Annotated in this window: 15 protein-coding genes; 7 read left to right on the plus strand and 8 right to left on the minus strand. The window is 68.4% G+C overall.

Annotated features, from left to right (window positions below; translation table 11 throughout):
- Positions 1-9: 9 nt before the first annotated feature.
- Positions 10-1,152 (minus strand): GDSL-type esterase/lipase family protein, encoded by a 1,143-nt coding sequence (locus NAM01S_RS12565; RefSeq protein ID WP_067784152.1) that lies wholly within the window; start codon positions 1,150-1,152, stop codon positions 10-12.
- Between the two features lie 111 nt (positions 1,153-1,263).
- Between NAM01S_RS12565 and NAM01S_RS12570 the strand changes: the two genes are divergently transcribed.
- The 3 genes from NAM01S_RS12570 to NAM01S_RS12580 all read left to right on the plus strand — a co-directional run bounded on the left by NAM01S_RS12570 (position 1,264) and on the right by NAM01S_RS12580 (position 2,914).
- Positions 1,264-1,737: a MarR family winged helix-turn-helix transcriptional regulator gene (locus NAM01S_RS12570; RefSeq protein ID WP_067784155.1), complete on the plus strand. Its 474-nt coding sequence runs from the start codon at positions 1,264-1,266 to the stop codon at positions 1,735-1,737.
- A gap of 95 nt (positions 1,738-1,832) precedes the next feature.
- Positions 1,833-2,351 carry a helix-turn-helix domain-containing protein gene (locus NAM01S_RS12575; RefSeq protein ID WP_253798452.1) on the plus strand — a complete coding sequence of 173 codons (519 nt, stop codon included), beginning with the start codon at positions 1,833-1,835 and terminating at the stop codon, positions 2,349-2,351.
- A 62-nt stretch (positions 2,352-2,413) separates the two neighbouring features.
- Positions 2,414-2,914, plus strand: coding sequence for a DUF6036 family nucleotidyltransferase (locus NAM01S_RS12580; RefSeq protein ID WP_253798449.1), 501 nt, complete (start codon positions 2,414-2,416; stop codon positions 2,912-2,914).
- 20 nt (positions 2,915-2,934) lie between these two features.
- Here NAM01S_RS12580 and NAM01S_RS12585 read toward each other — a convergent pair whose 3' ends face one another.
- A complete protein-coding gene (locus NAM01S_RS12585; protein ID WP_084482896.1) occupies positions 2,935-3,588 on the minus strand; it encodes a TetR/AcrR family transcriptional regulator C-terminal domain-containing protein in 654 nt (217 codons plus the stop codon).
- A gap of 81 nt (positions 3,589-3,669) precedes the next feature.
- Between NAM01S_RS12585 and NAM01S_RS12590 the strand changes: the two genes are divergently transcribed.
- The gene (locus tag NAM01S_RS12590) at positions 3,670-4,725 is read left to right on the plus strand and encodes an NAD(P)-dependent alcohol dehydrogenase (RefSeq protein ID WP_253798446.1); all 1,056 of its coding nucleotides are present in this window, start codon (positions 3,670-3,672) and stop codon (positions 4,723-4,725) included.
- 164 nt (positions 4,726-4,889) lie between these two features.
- On the opposite strand, the gene NAM01S_RS12595 is transcribed toward NAM01S_RS12590, so the two are convergent.
- Positions 4,890-5,840 (minus strand): helix-turn-helix transcriptional regulator, encoded by a 951-nt coding sequence (locus NAM01S_RS12595; RefSeq protein WP_067784161.1) that lies wholly within the window; start codon positions 5,838-5,840, stop codon positions 4,890-4,892.
- 63 nt (positions 5,841-5,903) lie between these two features.
- On the opposite strand from NAM01S_RS12595, the gene NAM01S_RS12600 reads away from it, so the two are divergent.
- Positions 5,904-7,061 (plus strand): epoxide hydrolase family protein, encoded by a 1,158-nt coding sequence (locus tag NAM01S_RS12600; protein WP_067784163.1) that lies wholly within the window; start codon positions 5,904-5,906, stop codon positions 7,059-7,061.
- 151 nt (positions 7,062-7,212) lie between these two features.
- Positions 7,213-7,365: a hypothetical protein gene (locus NAM01S_RS35730; protein WP_169810847.1), complete on the plus strand. Its 153-nt coding sequence runs from the start codon at positions 7,213-7,215 to the stop codon at positions 7,363-7,365.
- 5 nt (positions 7,366-7,370) lie between these two features.
- Here the strand turns inward: NAM01S_RS35730 and NAM01S_RS12605 are convergent, their stop codons facing one another.
- From NAM01S_RS12605 to NAM01S_RS12620, 4 genes are all read right to left on the minus strand, one after another.
- Positions 7,371-9,332 (minus strand): 5-oxoprolinase/urea amidolyase family protein, encoded by a 1,962-nt coding sequence (locus NAM01S_RS12605; RefSeq protein WP_067784232.1) that lies wholly within the window; start codon positions 9,330-9,332, stop codon positions 7,371-7,373.
- A 44-nt stretch (positions 9,333-9,376) separates the two neighbouring features.
- Positions 9,377-9,997, minus strand: a complete 621-nt coding sequence (locus NAM01S_RS12610; protein ID WP_067784166.1) for an urea amidolyase associated protein UAAP2 — start codon at positions 9,995-9,997, stop codon at positions 9,377-9,379.
- Positions 9,994-10,755, minus strand: a complete 762-nt coding sequence (locus NAM01S_RS12615; protein WP_067784168.1) for a DUF1989 domain-containing protein — start codon at positions 10,753-10,755, stop codon at positions 9,994-9,996. Before NAM01S_RS12615 ends, NAM01S_RS12610 begins: the two co-directional genes overlap by 4 nt.
- Before the next feature lie 67 nt (positions 10,756-10,822).
- The gene (locus NAM01S_RS12620) at positions 10,823-12,364 is read right to left on the minus strand and encodes an amino acid permease (RefSeq protein ID WP_067784170.1); all 1,542 of its coding nucleotides are present in this window, start codon (positions 12,362-12,364) and stop codon (positions 10,823-10,825) included.
- 211 nt (positions 12,365-12,575) lie between these two features.
- Here NAM01S_RS12620 and NAM01S_RS12625 point away from each other — a divergent pair, with 211 nt between their 5' ends.
- Positions 12,576-13,244: a TetR/AcrR family transcriptional regulator gene (locus tag NAM01S_RS12625; RefSeq protein WP_067784172.1), complete on the plus strand. Its 669-nt coding sequence runs from the start codon at positions 12,576-12,578 to the stop codon at positions 13,242-13,244.
- 10 nt (positions 13,245-13,254) lie between these two features.
- On the opposite strand, the gene NAM01S_RS12630 is transcribed toward NAM01S_RS12625, so the two are convergent.
- The gene (locus NAM01S_RS12630; protein ID WP_169810848.1) at positions 13,255-14,700 is read right to left on the minus strand and encodes a TerD family protein; all 1,446 of its coding nucleotides are present in this window, start codon (positions 14,698-14,700) and stop codon (positions 13,255-13,257) included.
- Between the last annotated feature and the right edge of the window lie 38 nt (positions 14,701-14,738).

The following is a 14,738-nucleotide window of genomic DNA, read 5'->3' on the forward strand; positions in this document are numbered from 1 at the left end:
CCGTTGGCATCACCCGAAGATCGCCGCGAGGTCGACGGACTCTGCCATTGCCCGCGCACCCGCGTCGTTGAGGTGCATGCCGTCACCGCTGTCGAACTCGGGCCGAATGTAGTCCGGTCGCTCGGGATCGGCGACGGCGCGGTCCACGTCGAACACCGAGTCGAAAATGTCCGTCCCGCGCAGCCATTCGTTCACCTCGCGCCGGGTGTCCAGGGTCTCGAAGACGGTCGGGCCTTCGTAGACGCAGCCCGCGTAGGGCCCGATGGTGCCGACGTGGATGGACAGCCCGGCGTCGTGCGCGCGGCGGGCCAGTTCGGTGAAGCCCTCGATGAGTTCCGTTGCGGTGGCGGGTGGCTGATCGCCGAGGCCGCCGAGGATCAGATCGTTGATACCGAAGTGGACGATGACGTGGCGCGCGCCGGGGACGTCGCGGGCGTCGCGCTCGAACCGATCCATGCCGCGCTGCCCGATCTCATCGGTGAGCAACCGGTTTCCGCCGATGCCCTGGTTCACCACCCAGCCGCGTGACACGCGCTCGTTGAGCACGTCCACCGAACGGCGATTGGCGCCGATCGTGCTGCCGAAGCCCTCGAACCACGAATCGCCGAACGCCACGGCGATTTCGGTCTCGGCGGGTGCGAGAACATCGACGCCGCTCACGAAGAATCGCGCGGGAATCACTTGTGCCTCAGGCACTTCGGTGGCCGAGGTGTGGTCACCGGCGGCGACGTAGGCGATTTCGGTGGGCATGTGCGAAAAGGTCGCGAGCCCTGTCGGTTCGGGCAGGTAGAGGCTCAGCAGCAGGTCGTCGTCCGCCTCGACCGCGAGGTCGATCGGATCGCTGATCAGTTCACCGCCCACGGGCACGGTCACCCGCTCCGCGCCGTCGAAGCGCAGTGCGCGGTCGGTCTCCGGGACGATCTGATCGGCGTTCTTGCGCAGCGCGACCCTGGCCGCCCCGACGACGAGCGGCGTCCGCCCGTAGCGGTTGGTCAGGTGAACACGGATCTGCTCGCCGCCGCCCGCGAGGTGCAGCACTTGGCGCAGGGTCTGATCGGCGAACTCGTGCGGTTCGGTGAGCTTGATCCGCTCGTAGGGGCTGATGACGGCCGAGCGGAAGCCGGCGATCCAGCGGGTGGTTTGCGGTGACATGAGAACTCCCCGGTATTTGACGAGCGGAATATTGCGTAGGCATATATCTACTCCGATGTATTCCTCATGTCAACTATCCGCGAGTCAATGAGATGCGGTAGGTTCCCAGTCATGGGCCAGCCAGATCTCTTCGACGACCCCCGACTGACCGCTATGGGCCTGTTCTACGAGGCATACGACGGCTTGGTCGCCAAGATGGAGCCGACCTGGAAGGCGCACGGCCTCTCGGGCTTGGACATGAACGCCTTGCTGCGGTTGAGCCGTTCGCCGGGGCGTCGCCTGCGCATGACGGACCTCGCGACGCAGACCTCGCTGTCGACCAGCGGCGTCACCCGCCTGGTCGATCGTCTGTCCGCGGGCGGATTGGTCGAGCGCGTCCTCGACCCCGCCGACCGCCGCAGCGCCCACGCGGTGCTGACCGACGCCGGAGCGCGCCGCCTCGAACAGGTCCTGCCGGACTACCTCGATGCGGTGCAGCGCTGGTTCACCGGACTGCTCACCCCGGAGCACCTCGACGGACTGACCACCGCGCTGCGGATCATCCGCGACGCCACCAACCCATCCGCCACCGCCCGCACCGACTGACGGGTTGCTCGGACGCGTCCGGAACGGGCGCTACTACCTCGATCACCGGCGCATGCTCCGGTCTGGATTATAGCGCTGGACGCTATACTCTCAGTATGTCCAGCCGGAGCGATCTGTTGCGCGAGGTGATGCTCGAAACGGGCACCACGCAGTCCGAGCTGTCGCGGGTGAGCGGCGTCCGTCAATCCAGCATCAGCCAGATGTTGTCCGGCAAGTTGGATCTGAGCGACGAGCAGCTCGAGCGGCTGTTGGCGTGCATGGGTTACCGCTTGGAGATCGTGCGGCGTCGCACGGCTCCCGACTGGACTCGTTCCGAGCGTCGTTCGTGGCAGTTGCACCGTCGCCTCTCGACGCACTTGACCCGGTCGAGCCTCGAATCCTGGAAGCCGCGTATCGAACGCAATTTGCAGCGATTGCGTCATGGGGTGTCCGGCCAGCCGCATCTGCGCAATATCGATCGTTGGGAATTGCTGATCGAGCGCGGTGATGTGCCAGGCCTACATCGTGTCCTGACCGGTCTCGACCGCGATTCGATCGAGATGCGTGAGGTCTCCCCGATGGGTGGGTTACTTCCGCAAGACGAGCGCGCCGATGCGCTGCGCAGGGCCGGCTGATGCGGCGCGACCAATTGGAGCACGCCATCCGGACGGCGTGCCAGATCATCGGCAGGCCCGAGGTGATCGTGGTCGGCTCCCAAGCGATTCTCGGCACCTTCGATGAAACACGGCTTCCCGCGGATGCCACGATGTCACTGGAGATCGACATTCTCCCGATCGCCGACGACAACGACGAGACCTCGCGGCTCGCGGACCTCATCGAAGGCGTGGCCGGTGAGTTCTCCGCGTTCGAGGATCTGCATGGTTTCAGCATCGACGGCGTCGATATGGAGACCGCCGCGCTGCCTGACGGGTGGCGGAGCCGGCTGGTCAAGGTGCAGAACGTCAACACGGCTGCGCCGTCTGGTGAACCGCAGGTCACCGGGTGGTGTCTCGACAAGGAAGATCTGTGCGTGGCGAAGCTGTGCGCCTTTCGTGAAAAGGATCAGAACTTCGTGGCCGCGCTACTGGAATCCGGGCTCGTCGCCCCGCGCGTGATCGCCGAACGTCTACCGACCGTTTCGGAACGCTATGAGCCCGCGATAGACCGCGGGCTCGGGTGGATTCGCTCCTGGCTGTAAACGGATCCAGTCGAACGGGATCACCGCTCGTCCAGTAGGCGCTCGAGGCCGTCGAGGATCAGGTCGAGGCCGAACTCGAAATCCGCTGTGCCGTCGTGTGTGCCGTCGATGACGCGGCGGGTGAGGGCGTTCATGTGGGGGTGGGTCGATTCCGGGATGAGCGGGAGGAAATGGGTTGCCGCTGCGACGTATTCGGACGGGTCGAGGGGAAAGGTCGACTCGCGCAGGGTGAATCCGTAGATGTGTGCGTCCATGGCGTTCCAGGCTCGGTCGGCCTGTCGGTAGGTGAAGCCCGCGGCGCGTAGGCAGCCGAGGGTGGCGTCGATGTAGCGCAGCATCGCCGGTCCGACGTTCACGCGTGAGCCGATGAGTCCGGTCGCCCAGGGATGGCGGCGCAGTACCTCGTGTGCGGAGATGGCGCGGGTGCGCAGCGCTGCCTTCCAGTCGCCGCCGATCTCCGGCGCCGCCATCTCGGCGACCACCAGGTCCGCGATGCCGTCGAGCAGGTCGTCCTTGTTCGCGACGTGGTTGTACAGCGACATCGCCTCGACGCCGAGGGCTTGGGCCAGCTTGCGCATCGACAGCGCGTCGAGGCCCTGCTCGTCGGCCATGTCGACGGCGGTGCGCAGCACGCGCTCGCGGGTGAGCCGGACGCGGTCGGCGGGCTTGGGCATGAGCACTCCTTGACGGACTTACACCGTAAGCGTAGCGTTCGAGCCAACACACTTACGGTGTAAGTAGAGGTGGTGTCCGTAATGTCGGAGTCGTCCAGTCCGCGCGCGGCGATGTCGAAGCCCGAACGGCATGTGATGGCCGCGGTCGTCGCGCCGCGCTACGGTTCCAGCGACGTCCTGCGCATCGAGGAGGCGCCGAGGCCGGTGCCCGCCGCGCACGAGGTGCTGGTCCGGGTGCGGGCCGCCGCGGTCGCCTCCGGCGACGTGCACCTGCTCACCGGCAGGCCCTACCTGATCCGGCTGATGGGTTTCGGTGTGCGCAAACCGAAGGACCCGGTGATCGGGCACGATCTGGCGGGCGAGGTCGTCGCGATCGGGTCCGCGGTCACGTCGTTCCGCGCCGGTGATCTCGTCTATGGCGCAACAGGTTTCGGTGCCTTCGCCGAGTACGCCTGCGTCGACGAGGCGACGCTCGCGCCGAAGCCGGCCGGTCTCGGTTTCGAACAGGCTGCCGCCCTGCCGGATTCGGGCATGACCGCATTGCAAGGCCTGCGCGATGTCGGCAGGTTGCGCGCCGGGCAGTCGGTGCTGATCAACGGCGCGTCCGGCGGTGTGGGCAGTTTCGCCGTGCAGATCGCCAAGGCGACGGGCGCACGCGTGACGGCGGTGTGCAGCACGCGCCACGTCGAGTTCGTGCGCGAGCTCGGCGCCGATCGGGTAATCGATTACACCCGCGAAGATTTTGTCGAAGAGAGCGAACGCTACGACGTCCTGCTCGATCTCGCGGGCAACCGCCGCCTCTCCGACTACCGCAAGGTGCTCGCGCCCGAGGGCGTCTTCGTGTCCTCGGCCGGAGCCCCGGGCGGTGACTGGTTCGGTCCGATGCTGTGGATCGGAAAGGTGGTGGTGGCAAACCTTTTCGTCCGCCAGACCTTGCGTCCGCTGCTGATGAAGCCGCGGCGCGCCGACCTCGACTACCTCAGCGAGCTCGTCGAGAACGGCAAGCTGCGCCCGGCGATCGAGCGTTCGTATCCGCTCCGTGAGGCTCCGGCCGCGATCGCACACGTCGCCGAGGGCCACGCACAGGGTAAGACGGTGCTGATCGTCGGCCAGGCGAACGCTTCCGAACCTGCGTGAGACTCCCGCAGCGCTCCATCGAGCGCCAGCGGCAACGGCCGGGCAGGTTTTCGGGTCTCGGGCGACAAGCCGACCCGCTCGCCATCACCGTCGCGAAGGTCCCTCGGCTCGCGATGCCGGGCGCCGCCGGGGAATCGAAGCCCCGCCCGAAGCCGGCGCGCGGATCAAGAGACAGCGTCACTGAAGCGCTCGGCCAGGACACGGACGCGCTCGACGAGCTCGGGCGGTTCGTGCACCCGGAACGGGAAGTCGAAAAGGGCGACGTAGATCGCGAGTTCATCGAGCGAATTCGAACCCGTTCGCAGCAGGCAACTTTCGGTATCGAGCGGTTCGATGACGCCCACCGTCGGCGCGATGCGGTCGGCGGCTACTTCGGCGGGAACCAGCAGGGTGATGCGGGCGGCGTAGCGGTAGGGCGAGGTCGTCACCCCGCGCGTGAGGTAGCCGGAGAGGTCCATGTCGGGCGCCTCGCGCGGTGTGAACTTCGGGCCGGTGGGGATGCGCGGGTGCATTCGGTCGACGCGGTAGGTGCGCCAGTCGCCGCGGTCGACGTCCCAGGCGATGAGGTACCAGCGGCGGCCGGTGTGCGCGAGCCGGTGTGGTTCTACGGTGCGTAAAGCGGTGGAGCCCTCGTGGTTTCGGTAATCGAAGCGCAGACGGTGCTGGTCGCGGATGGCGGCGGCGACGGCGGTGAGTATGTCCGGGTCGACGGTCGCGCCCGCCGCGGGAACGGTGACCGTCACCGAGTGCAGCAGCTGCACGCGGTGCCGCAACGGCGAAGGAAGCACCTGTTCGAGCTTGGTGAGCGCGCGCAGCGAGCTGTCCTCGATACCGGCGACGCTCCCGCCCGCCGCGGTGCGCAGACCGATCGCGACGGCCACCGCCTCGTCGTCGTCCAACAGGAGCGGCGGCAGCTTCGCGCCCGCCCCGAGCCGATAGCCCGCGACCCCCGCGCTGGCCTGCACCGGATAGCCGAGCGAGCGCAGCTTGTCGATGTCGCGGCGGACGGTACGCACGTCCACCTCGAGACGCTCGGCCAATTCGGCTCCGGTCCAGTCGCGCGGCGTTTGCAGCAGCGAGAGCAGGCGCAGCAGGCGGGCGGAAGTTTCCAACATGCCGAAAAGTCTGCCGGAAACCTAGGGCCGAACCTGTCCTAGGTGACGCATATCGTCGTTCTCATGACCTTCGAGATCACCGAATTCCGCATCGACATCCCGCAGCAGCAACTCGATGACCTGCACCGACGGCTCGACGCGGTGCGCTGGCCCGAACCGCTGCCCGGTGACGACTGGGACACCGGCGTGCCCACCGCGTGGCTGCGCTCGCTGGTCGAGTACTGGCGCACCGGCTACGACTGGCGCGCCGCCGAGCGCGAGCTCAACGCGCATCCGCAGTTCCGCACCGAGATCGACGGGCAGAACATCCACTTCCTGCACGTCCGCTCGCCCGAGCCGAACGCGCTCCCGCTGCTGCTCACCCACGGCTGGCCCGGCTCGGTGGTCGAATTCCTCGATCTGATCGGACCGTTGACCGACCCGAGAGCACACGGCGGCGACCCGGCGGACGCGTTCCACGTCGTCGTTCCCGCGCTGCCGGGATTCGGATTCTCCGGTCCGGTGCGCGAATCCGGTTGGACCATCGAACGTATCGCCAGGGCGTGGGCGGAATTGATGCGGCGGCTCGGCTACGACCGCTACGGCGTGCAGGGCGGCGACATCGGCGCGGCGGTCAGCCCCGAGGTCGGACGGGTCGCGCCGGACCGGGTGCTCGGCGTGCACACCAACGGCGGAGTGGGCGGGTTCCCCAGCCTGCCGCTGTCGGAGGAGGAACTCGCCGAGCTGACCGACCTGGAGCGCGACCGGATCCGCCGGATCGAGGCGTTCATGAACGAGGAATTCGGCTACATCGCGATCCAGTCCACCCGCCCGCAGGCGCTCGCGTACGGGCTCACCGATTCGCCGGTCGGCCAATTGGCTTGGATCATGGACAAATTCCGCGAGTGGACGCACCCGCGCGCCGTGGAGCCGGACAAGATCATCGACCGGGATCGCCTGCTGACCAACGCGATGCTGTACTGGCTCACCGGCACCGCGGGGTCCGCCGCGTACGTGGGCTACGCGCAGGGCGCGCCTTGGGGACCGCCGAAGGCGAACTCCGGTGTGCCGACCGGTGTCATCGTGTTCGCCCACGACGTCGCCATCCGTCGCTACGACGAGCAGGAGAACACCATCACCCGCTGGACCGACGTGGACCGCGGCGGACATTTCGCCGCGCTGGAGGAACCCGAACTCCTCACCGACGACGTCCGCGCGTTCTTCCGCGACCTGCGCCGATAGTCGGGTCGTCCGCGCCTTGGCCCGGCGGGTCGCCGCCGGACAAGGTGTTCGCCATCTTTCACACGCGGTAGATCGGCGAAACTTGCTTCCCGCAGCGGTGATTCAGCGCACACTCGGAAGGGTACGACCGCGGTGAGCAGGAGCGATCACCATGACCGAACCGTTGCGGATGACGCAGGAACATCGAGAGGCCTTCTGGCGGCGCTGCGGCTGGTCACCCGAGCAATCCGAGGCCCAGCGCCGCGAGATCGAGCAGCGCTGGGGCGACGAGTGGATCGACATGGCGGAGCTGCTCGGCTGGTAGCCGATTCAATCGGCGCCGAGCTCGCCCGCCAGCCGCCACGAGTCGCGCTCGGCGGCAAAGGCTTCCGCCTGTGTCGCGCGGAATCGAGCGATGGCGGCGGCGTTGTCGGCGAGGAACGTGCGATAGTCCGCGAGCCGGAACTCGCCGTCCTCGGCGCGCACCTCCACCTTGCCCGCGGCGAAATCGGCTCGCATGTCGAGCAATTCCTCCGCGCTCACCGGATACCAGCTGATTCGATCGAAATAGCGCAGCAGCCAGGGCGTCTCGGTGGCGGCGTGGTTCCACACCTGGGTGGTGCGGCCGACGAACTGATAGCCGCCCGGCCCTTCCATGCCGTAGATACACAGGTAGGCCCCGCCGATACCGACCGCGTTCTCCGGCGTCCAGGTGCGGGCCGGGTTGTACTTGGTGGTCACCAGGCGGTGGCGGGGATCGATCGGCGTGGCCACCGGTGCGCCGAGGTACACATCGCCGAGACCGAGCACCAGGTACTCGGCCCCGAACACGGTGTCGTAGACGTCCTCGACCGTGTGCAATCCGTTCATGCGCCGGATGAATTCGATGTTCCACGGGCACCACGGCGCGTCGGCGCGCACACCGTGCATGTAGCGGGTGATCGCCTCCCTGGTCGAGGGGTCGTCCCAGGAGAGCGGCAGGTGCACCGTGCGGCTCGGCACCACCAGCTCCGCGACGGCGGGCAGCTCCCGCTCGGCCTCGGCGAGCAGATCCAACAGCTTCGGCACCGGCAGGACGTGCGGATCGACGCGAATCTGCAAGGACCGCACGCCGGGGGTCAGCTCCACCACCCCGTGCGGGTTCGTCGCAAGCAGGTGCTGGTGCAGCGCGTGCACCCGGGCGCGCAGGCCGAGATCCAGTGTCATCGCGCCGTATTCGACGAGGACACCGTCGTCGCCCGCGCGGCGATACGTCACCCCGGTCTCGTCGTCCGCCTCGGCGCGGCGCAGCACGCCGTCGTCGCCGTCGCCGCCGGGGGAGAGCACCGAAGGCCACGAGGCCCGTCTGCCGGGACCCAGATCGCGCAGCGACGCGGCGTGTTCGCTGCGCACCGGCACGAAACGCACAGCGTCGCCGGGGCAGAGCTGACCCAGCTTCCACCGATCGGCCGCGACCACCGTGACCGGGCAGACGAAGCCGCCGAGACTCGGTCCGTCGGGTCCGAGCAGGATCGGCGTATCGCCGGTGAAGTCCAGTGCGCCAACGGAATACGGTGTGTCGTGGATGTTGGACGGGTGCAGACCCGCTTCGCCGCCATCGGTGCGTGCCCACTCCGGCTTGGGGCCGATGAGCCGCACGCCGGTGCGATCGGAGTTGAAGTGCACTTCGTAGTCGGTGCCGATGATGGTGTCGAAGTCGGCGCGCGTGAAGAACTCCGGTGCGCCGTGCGGTCCCTCCGTGACGGCGAGTTCCCAGCGTTTGGCCAGCACCGGTCGGTCGTCGGCCGGGACAGCCGTGGCAAGGGGCGTGTGAGATACGCCAAGGGGTAGTACTTCTCCCTCGCGCAGGGCAGCGCCCGTGCTTCCGCCGAAGCGGCCGAGAGTGAAAGTGGCGACGCTGCCGAGGTATTCGGGCAGCTCGATGCCGCCCGAGATCAGCACGTAGGACCGCATGCCCGGCCCGCGTATCGCACCGACCTCCAGCACACCGCCCGCGGGAATCCGCACCGTCCGCCACTGTTCGACCGGTGCGCCGTTCACCGTCACCCCCGCGGGCGCGCCCGTCACGCATACCCACGTGGCGGTGGCGAATCGGAGCGCGGGACCGCCGAGCGTGCATTCCAATCCCGCCGCACCCTCGGGATTACCGAGCACCCGGTTGCCCAGCCGAAAGGAGAGGTCGTCCATCGGCCCGGACGGCGGAACGCCGACGTGCCAGTATCCGACGCGGCCCGGCCAATCCTGCACGGTGACAAGCGTTCCCGGCCGCAACACTTCGACGCGCGCGCCCACGGCTTCTTCGATCTCGACTTCCGGCGCAGGCGCCTCGACGACGGTCATCGCGTGACCACCATGCGCACGGGGGTCGGATCGAAACCGTTGCAGGGATTGTTGATCTGCGGGCAGTTGGACACCAGCACGAGCGTGTCGACCTCGGCACGGAGGGTGACCTTCTTGCCGGGGGCGGACAACCCGTCCACGATGCCGAGCGTTCCGTCCGGCTCGACCGGGACGTTCATGAACCAGTTGATGTTCGAGACGAGATCCCGTTTGCCGAGACCCCACTTCATCGCCTCGGTGAGAAAGTTCTCCACGCAGGCGTGCTGGTGACGGGTGTGGTGCCCGTAGCGCAGGGTGTTGGATTCCTGTGAGCACGCGCCCGCGATGGTGTCGTGATTGCCGACCTCGTCGGCGAGCACCGTCATCAGGGCGGTGCCCGCGTCGGTCAACAGCACGCTGCCGGTGGTCAGGAAGATGTTGCGCTGGGCGACGACGGTGGCCTGGGCGCTGTAGCGGTCGGCGTGGTCGGCGGCGGAGTAGAGCAGGCAGTCGACCGCCTGATTGCCGTGCAGGTCGATGATCTCCCACTGATCGCCCGCCCGGACGATGGTCGACCACGGCGCGCAGGCGGGCACGATCTCGTCGAGCACGATGGCGCGGGACAGGGTCGAGGTCATGCCGTCGCCTCCAGGGTCATGGCCGTCCAGGCCGCTTCGGTGTTCTGCACGGCCCGCAGGTATTCCGGGTCGCTGCTGTGGGTCGCGGTCAAGTCCTCGGGAGCGGACCAGGCGACGACATCGAGATCCGTAGTGGCGCGCTCGCCCAGCGGATGCGCGGCATTGGCCACCAGCAGCACCGCGGGCAGGTGGACGAGCAGATCCACCGACGATCCGGCGGCCGCGCTGCCGGTGGCGACCAGCGCGCCGTCGGCGGCCACCCGGACGCCGCGGAAGAACGAGACGCTCGGCGCGATATCGCGCGCCGTCAAGCCCTGCTTGGCTCCCGCGAGGCGCAACAGCCCGCGGGCCTCGGCAGAGGGCCCGCAGAGCGTGTCGTGGTGTCCGGAGTCGTCGGCCAGCACGGTGGCCAGCACCCGGCCTTGATCGGTGAGCAGCGGGTGGCCTGTCGAAAGATACGCCTGCCAGGGCACTTTCACGGTGTCGGCCACGTTCAGCCGCTCCCACGGCGCATCGGCGCGCAGCAGGAGCACGTGGGCGCAGGCGGATCCGGCCGGGTCGCTCAGCCGGACGCGGGTGCCGCGACCCAGAACGACATTGGCGTAGCCACTCGGCGGAATGCGTTGCGACCAAGTGATCTTGGCGGACGGCACGTCGGAGGGGAGGTTCGGGGCCGCGAGAGTCGCGGCCGCGGCTTGGGCGCGAGCGTGCGAGCGCGCGGCCTCGGTGGACGCGGTGCCCGTGGGGGAGTCGGTCATGGTGTTCCCTTTTCGAGTGATCCGTGCGCGGCGGCAGGCAGAACCGCCGCGCACGGCATGGATGCGGTCAGGCCGGTTGGACGGCGGGTTCGCCGCTCGTCTCGGCGCGCGGAGCGGCGACGACGAACCGGTGTACGACCGCGCCGACAGCCGCCACGGTGAGCACGAAAAGCGGTGCGGCCCAGAGCATCCACCAGCCGCCGCCGTGCGGCGTGTACACCTCGGCGCGCGGCCAGGCCAGATTGATCGCCATGGCGATGCCCCACACCACGGCGAGCGCGTTGACCGGAATGCCGAAGCGGCCCAGGCTGAACAGCGATTCGTCGGCGGTCTCCGTCGTGGGGCCCCAGCCCTTCAGCCGCCGGATCAGCAGCGGAACGGTGACCAGCAGATAGGCCACGTAGAGCGAGACGATGCAGACGCTGGCGAGGGTGGCGAAGATCGCCGCGTTGCCGAGATTGACCACCAGCAGACCGATGCCGAGCAGACCGATCACCACGGCGGGCAGCACGGGTGTGCCGTACCGAGGATGCACCGCGGCGAGCCTGGCGGCGAAGGGCAGTTTGCCGTCGCGGGCCATGGAGAACATCAGCCGCGAGCCCGCCGTCTGAATCGCCAAGGTGCACACCATGATCGCGATGGCGACGCAGGCGAGCAGGACCTTGCCCGCCGGGCTGTCCAGCTTCGCGGTGAGCACGTAGGCGAGACCCTCGGTGGCCAGCGTGCCGTCGGTCAGGCTCGGGGCCGCCATCAGCGCGCCGAGTAGCATGAGCCCGCCGCCGAGCGCGGACACCGACAGCGCGGTCAGAATGGTGCGCGGCGCGACTCTGCGCGGATTCTTCGTCTCCTCGGAAAGCTCACCGGCGGAATCGAATCCGACCATCACGTAGGCGGCCATCAGGCCGGAGACGAGGAACGCGGCCCAGTACGGTCCCGGCGCGGCCTGATCGGTCTGCAACACGACACCGGGTCCGCGTTCGGCGTTCACGAAGAACAGGCCGATGATCGCGGCGATGCCGACGATCTCGATGGTGACGCCGATGGAGTTGATCTTCGCCATCAGGTCGATGCCGATGACGTTGATCGTCGTGGTGACGACGAGCAGGATGCTGCCGAGCAGCACCGCGTTGGTCGCGCCAGAGGCGGAGGTGAGCGCGGTGTCCTCGCCGACGATCTGGAATCCGCTCCAGATCGTCGGCAGCACAACTTGCAGGGCGATGGCGGCCGCGGCGGCGGTGACGATCTGCGCGATGACCATCATCCAGCCCGCGAACCAGCCGACGAGTTCGCCGCCGAGCCGCCGCGACCACTGATAGATGCAGCCGGAGAGCGGGTAGCGGGCGGCCAGTTCGGCGAAATTCAGCGCGACGAGGAACTGCCCGGCGAAGACGATCGGCCAGGTCCAGAAGAAGGCGGCGCCGCCGAACGAATAGCCGAAGCCGAAGAACTGGAAGATCGTGGTGAGAATCGAGACGAACGAGAAGCCCGCCGCGAACGAGGCGTAGCGGCCCAGTTTGCGGTGCAGCACCGGCCGATAGCCGAAACTGGCGAGGTCTGCGCTGTCGACGTTGGCGTCGGAGGATGGGGGCGGAGCGACTGTTGTGGCCATGGGCGGGGTCCTTCGGCGTGCGGCCAATACCTATCGCATGACAGTTTTGCGCTCGGGATCGCGATTTCGGTGTCCGCCGTGTATCGCTTGCGGCAACGCCGGCAACTTCTGCGTTGCCTGAGTTTCTGTCAAGTGACAGAAACCTCTCCGTTGCGTGACGGCCGCGGCGGGCCCGACCTTCGGCGTCGGTAGCCAGTGCGAGAATGGGCACGTGGCAAACCCAGGTCCCGGCCGTCCCCGTCTGGAACAGCGACCCCGCCGCGGCCATACGCCGCGCGCCGAGATCCTGGACGCGGCAGGCGAATTGTTCACCACCAAGGGCTACGCCAATACGTCCACGAGGGCGGTGGCCGACGCGGTCGGAATCCGTCAGGCCTCGCTGTACCACCACTTCGCCGCCAAGGACGACATCCTCGACGCGCTGCTCACCGAAACCATCGCCACCCCACTGGAACTCGCCGAGCGACTGCGCGCCGAAGCCGAACCCGCGCCAACCCGGCTCTACGCGCTGGCCTGGTACGACGTGCGCCAGCTCTGCGCGGCGCGCTGGAATCTCGGTGCCCTGTACCTGCTTCCCGAGCTGCGCACCAAGCGCTTCGCGGCGTTTCGCCTTCGTCGCGACGAATTGCGCGGGCACTACGAGACATTGGCCGAGGCGGTGATCGAAGGCGCGGGCGCGGCGGGCATTCCGGGCGCGGAGGTTCTGCCGTTCCGGCTCGTGGAGACGGTGATCAGCATCCGGTCCGACGAGGGCAGCGCGCCCGCCTACGCCGAGCAGACCATTCCGGACGCCGCGCTGCGCATGCTCGGCTGGACCGGAGACCTGGAGGAGGCGCGCGCCGACGCGGCCGTTCTGTTGGAACGGCTCGCCGAGGGCTGAGACGGGCGGGTCAGCCCTTGCCGCGACCCGCCTTGAAACCGAAGTCCCAGTTGTACATTCGCGCGATCTCCATGACACCCGCGCCGGGCCTGCCCGCGGGCGGGCGGATGAAGGTGCCCTCGCGGCGGACCACCAGCTCGCCGTTGATGTTCTCGATGTGCGCGAGCACCGCGTCCCGCGAGTCGTCCATGCAGCCGTCGAGCGTCATCTCGATCGGCGGGCAGTTCAACGGATACAGCGTCGCGGTGGCCTGGACGCCGCGGAAATCGTTGGCGCCCTCGTAGATCGAGGTGAACACCAAAATTCGGCGGAACTGCGCGGTGAAATCCAGGTTGATGTCCAGGTTCTCGCCGGTGGCGCTGCCGCCCGTGCGGTCGTCCTGGTCCAGCCGGATGAACGGCGGGCGGTCCAGCGCGCCGAACGAACGGTCGAGTGCGCGCACCGAACCGATGCGTCCGTCGGCCAGCTCGAAGAAGCAGCTGAGGTCCAGATCCAGCCCGCCGCCGCCGCGCCGCCTGCCGAACAGGCCGCCGCCGCGGTGGGATTGACTGGTCCAGTTCAGGTTCACCCGCATGGTGCCGCCGGTCGCGCCCTGCTTGGTGAGCGAGACCGAGGGCGCTTCCTTGGTGAGCGAGATCTTGCTCATGTTCACCGGCGCGCCACCGCCTTGCGGGGGCGGCGGGGGCGCGTACTGCTGCTGCGGAGGCGGAGGCGCGTACTGCGGCTGGGGTGGCGGGGGTGCGTACTGCTGCTGCGCGAATTGCGTTGGCGGCGGCGCGTATTGCTGCGGGGGCGGCGGCGGTGCGTACTGCTGTTGCGGCGGAGCGTACGGCTGCTGCTGCGGCGGAGCGTACTGCTGCGGCGGCGCGAACTGCTGGGTCGGCGCGGGCGGCGGTGTCTGCTGAGCGGGCGGCGTGGGCTGCTGTGCCGCGGGCGCCGGATCGTCGTCGACGGAGATGCCGAAATCGGTCGCCAGACCGGCCAGCCCGGAGGCGTAGCCCTGACCCACCGCGCGGAACTTCCACGCGCCCTGGCGGCGGTACAGCTCGCCGAGCACGAACGCGGTCTCGGTGGTGGCGCCGGTGCTGTCGAAGCGCGCCACCTCGGCGCCGGTCGCGGCATCCAGCACCCGCACGTAGAGGCCCTGGAACTGGCCAAAGGTGCCGCCGTCGGCGGATGCCGCGATGACGACAGTCTCGACCTGGGGTTCGACCTGCGCCAGCTGCACCGACAGCACGTCGAGGACCGTCGGGCCCTGCTGTTTGCCCTCGTGCCGGACCGCGCCCGACGGGTGCAGCGGCTGGTTGTAGAAAACGAAGTCGTTGTCGGAGCGGACCTTACCGCCGACCAGCAACAGGGCCGAAGCATCCGCGTCCGGGATTCCAGGGCCCGACTGCCACCCCAGCTCGATGCGGACCGCGGACATCGGCACCGCAACGTTGGCGCCCTTCATCATCGACACAGCAGTCAACGTATACGACGCGGGTGGTGCTC

Source organism: Nocardia amikacinitolerans NBRC 108937, from assembly GCF_001612615.1.
Classification (GTDB): domain Bacteria; phylum Actinomycetota; class Actinomycetes; order Mycobacteriales; family Mycobacteriaceae; genus Nocardia; species Nocardia amikacinitolerans.

Coding starts and splice junctions, on each gene's coding strand:
- NAM01S_RS12600 (WP_067784163.1), top strand. CDS start 5,904: ATGACCTTCGAGATCACCGAATTCCGCATCGACATCCCGCAGCAGCAA.
- NAM01S_RS12575 (WP_253798452.1), top strand. CDS start 1,833: ATGTCCAGCCGGAGCGATCTGTTGCGCGAGGTGATGCTCGAAACGGGC.
- NAM01S_RS12610 (WP_067784166.1), bottom strand. CDS start 9,997: ATGACCTCGACCCTGTCCCGCGCCATCGTGCTCGACGAGATCGTGCCC.
- NAM01S_RS12585 (WP_084482896.1), bottom strand. CDS start 3,588: ATGCCCAAGCCCGCCGACCGCGTCCGGCTCACCCGCGAGCGCGTGCTG.
- NAM01S_RS12595 (WP_067784161.1), bottom strand. CDS start 5,840: ATGTTGGAAACTTCCGCCCGCCTGCTGCGCCTGCTCTCGCTGCTGCAA.
- NAM01S_RS12570 (WP_067784155.1), top strand. CDS start 1,264: ATGGGCCAGCCAGATCTCTTCGACGACCCCCGACTGACCGCTATGGGC.
- NAM01S_RS35730 (WP_169810847.1), top strand. CDS start 7,213: ATGACCGAACCGTTGCGGATGACGCAGGAACATCGAGAGGCCTTCTGG.
- NAM01S_RS12620 (WP_067784170.1), bottom strand. CDS start 12,364: ATGGCCACAACAGTCGCTCCGCCCCCATCCTCCGACGCCAACGTCGAC.
- NAM01S_RS12590 (WP_253798446.1), top strand. CDS start 3,670: ATGTCGGAGTCGTCCAGTCCGCGCGCGGCGATGTCGAAGCCCGAACGG.
- NAM01S_RS12565 (WP_067784152.1), bottom strand. CDS start 1,152: ATGTCACCGCAAACCACCCGCTGGATCGCCGGCTTCCGCTCGGCCGTC.
- NAM01S_RS12615 (WP_067784168.1), bottom strand. CDS start 10,755: ATGACCGACTCCCCCACGGGCACCGCGTCCACCGAGGCCGCGCGCTCG.
- NAM01S_RS12630 (WP_169810848.1), bottom strand. CDS start 14,700: ATGATGAAGGGCGCCAACGTTGCGGTGCCGATGTCCGCGGTCCGCATC.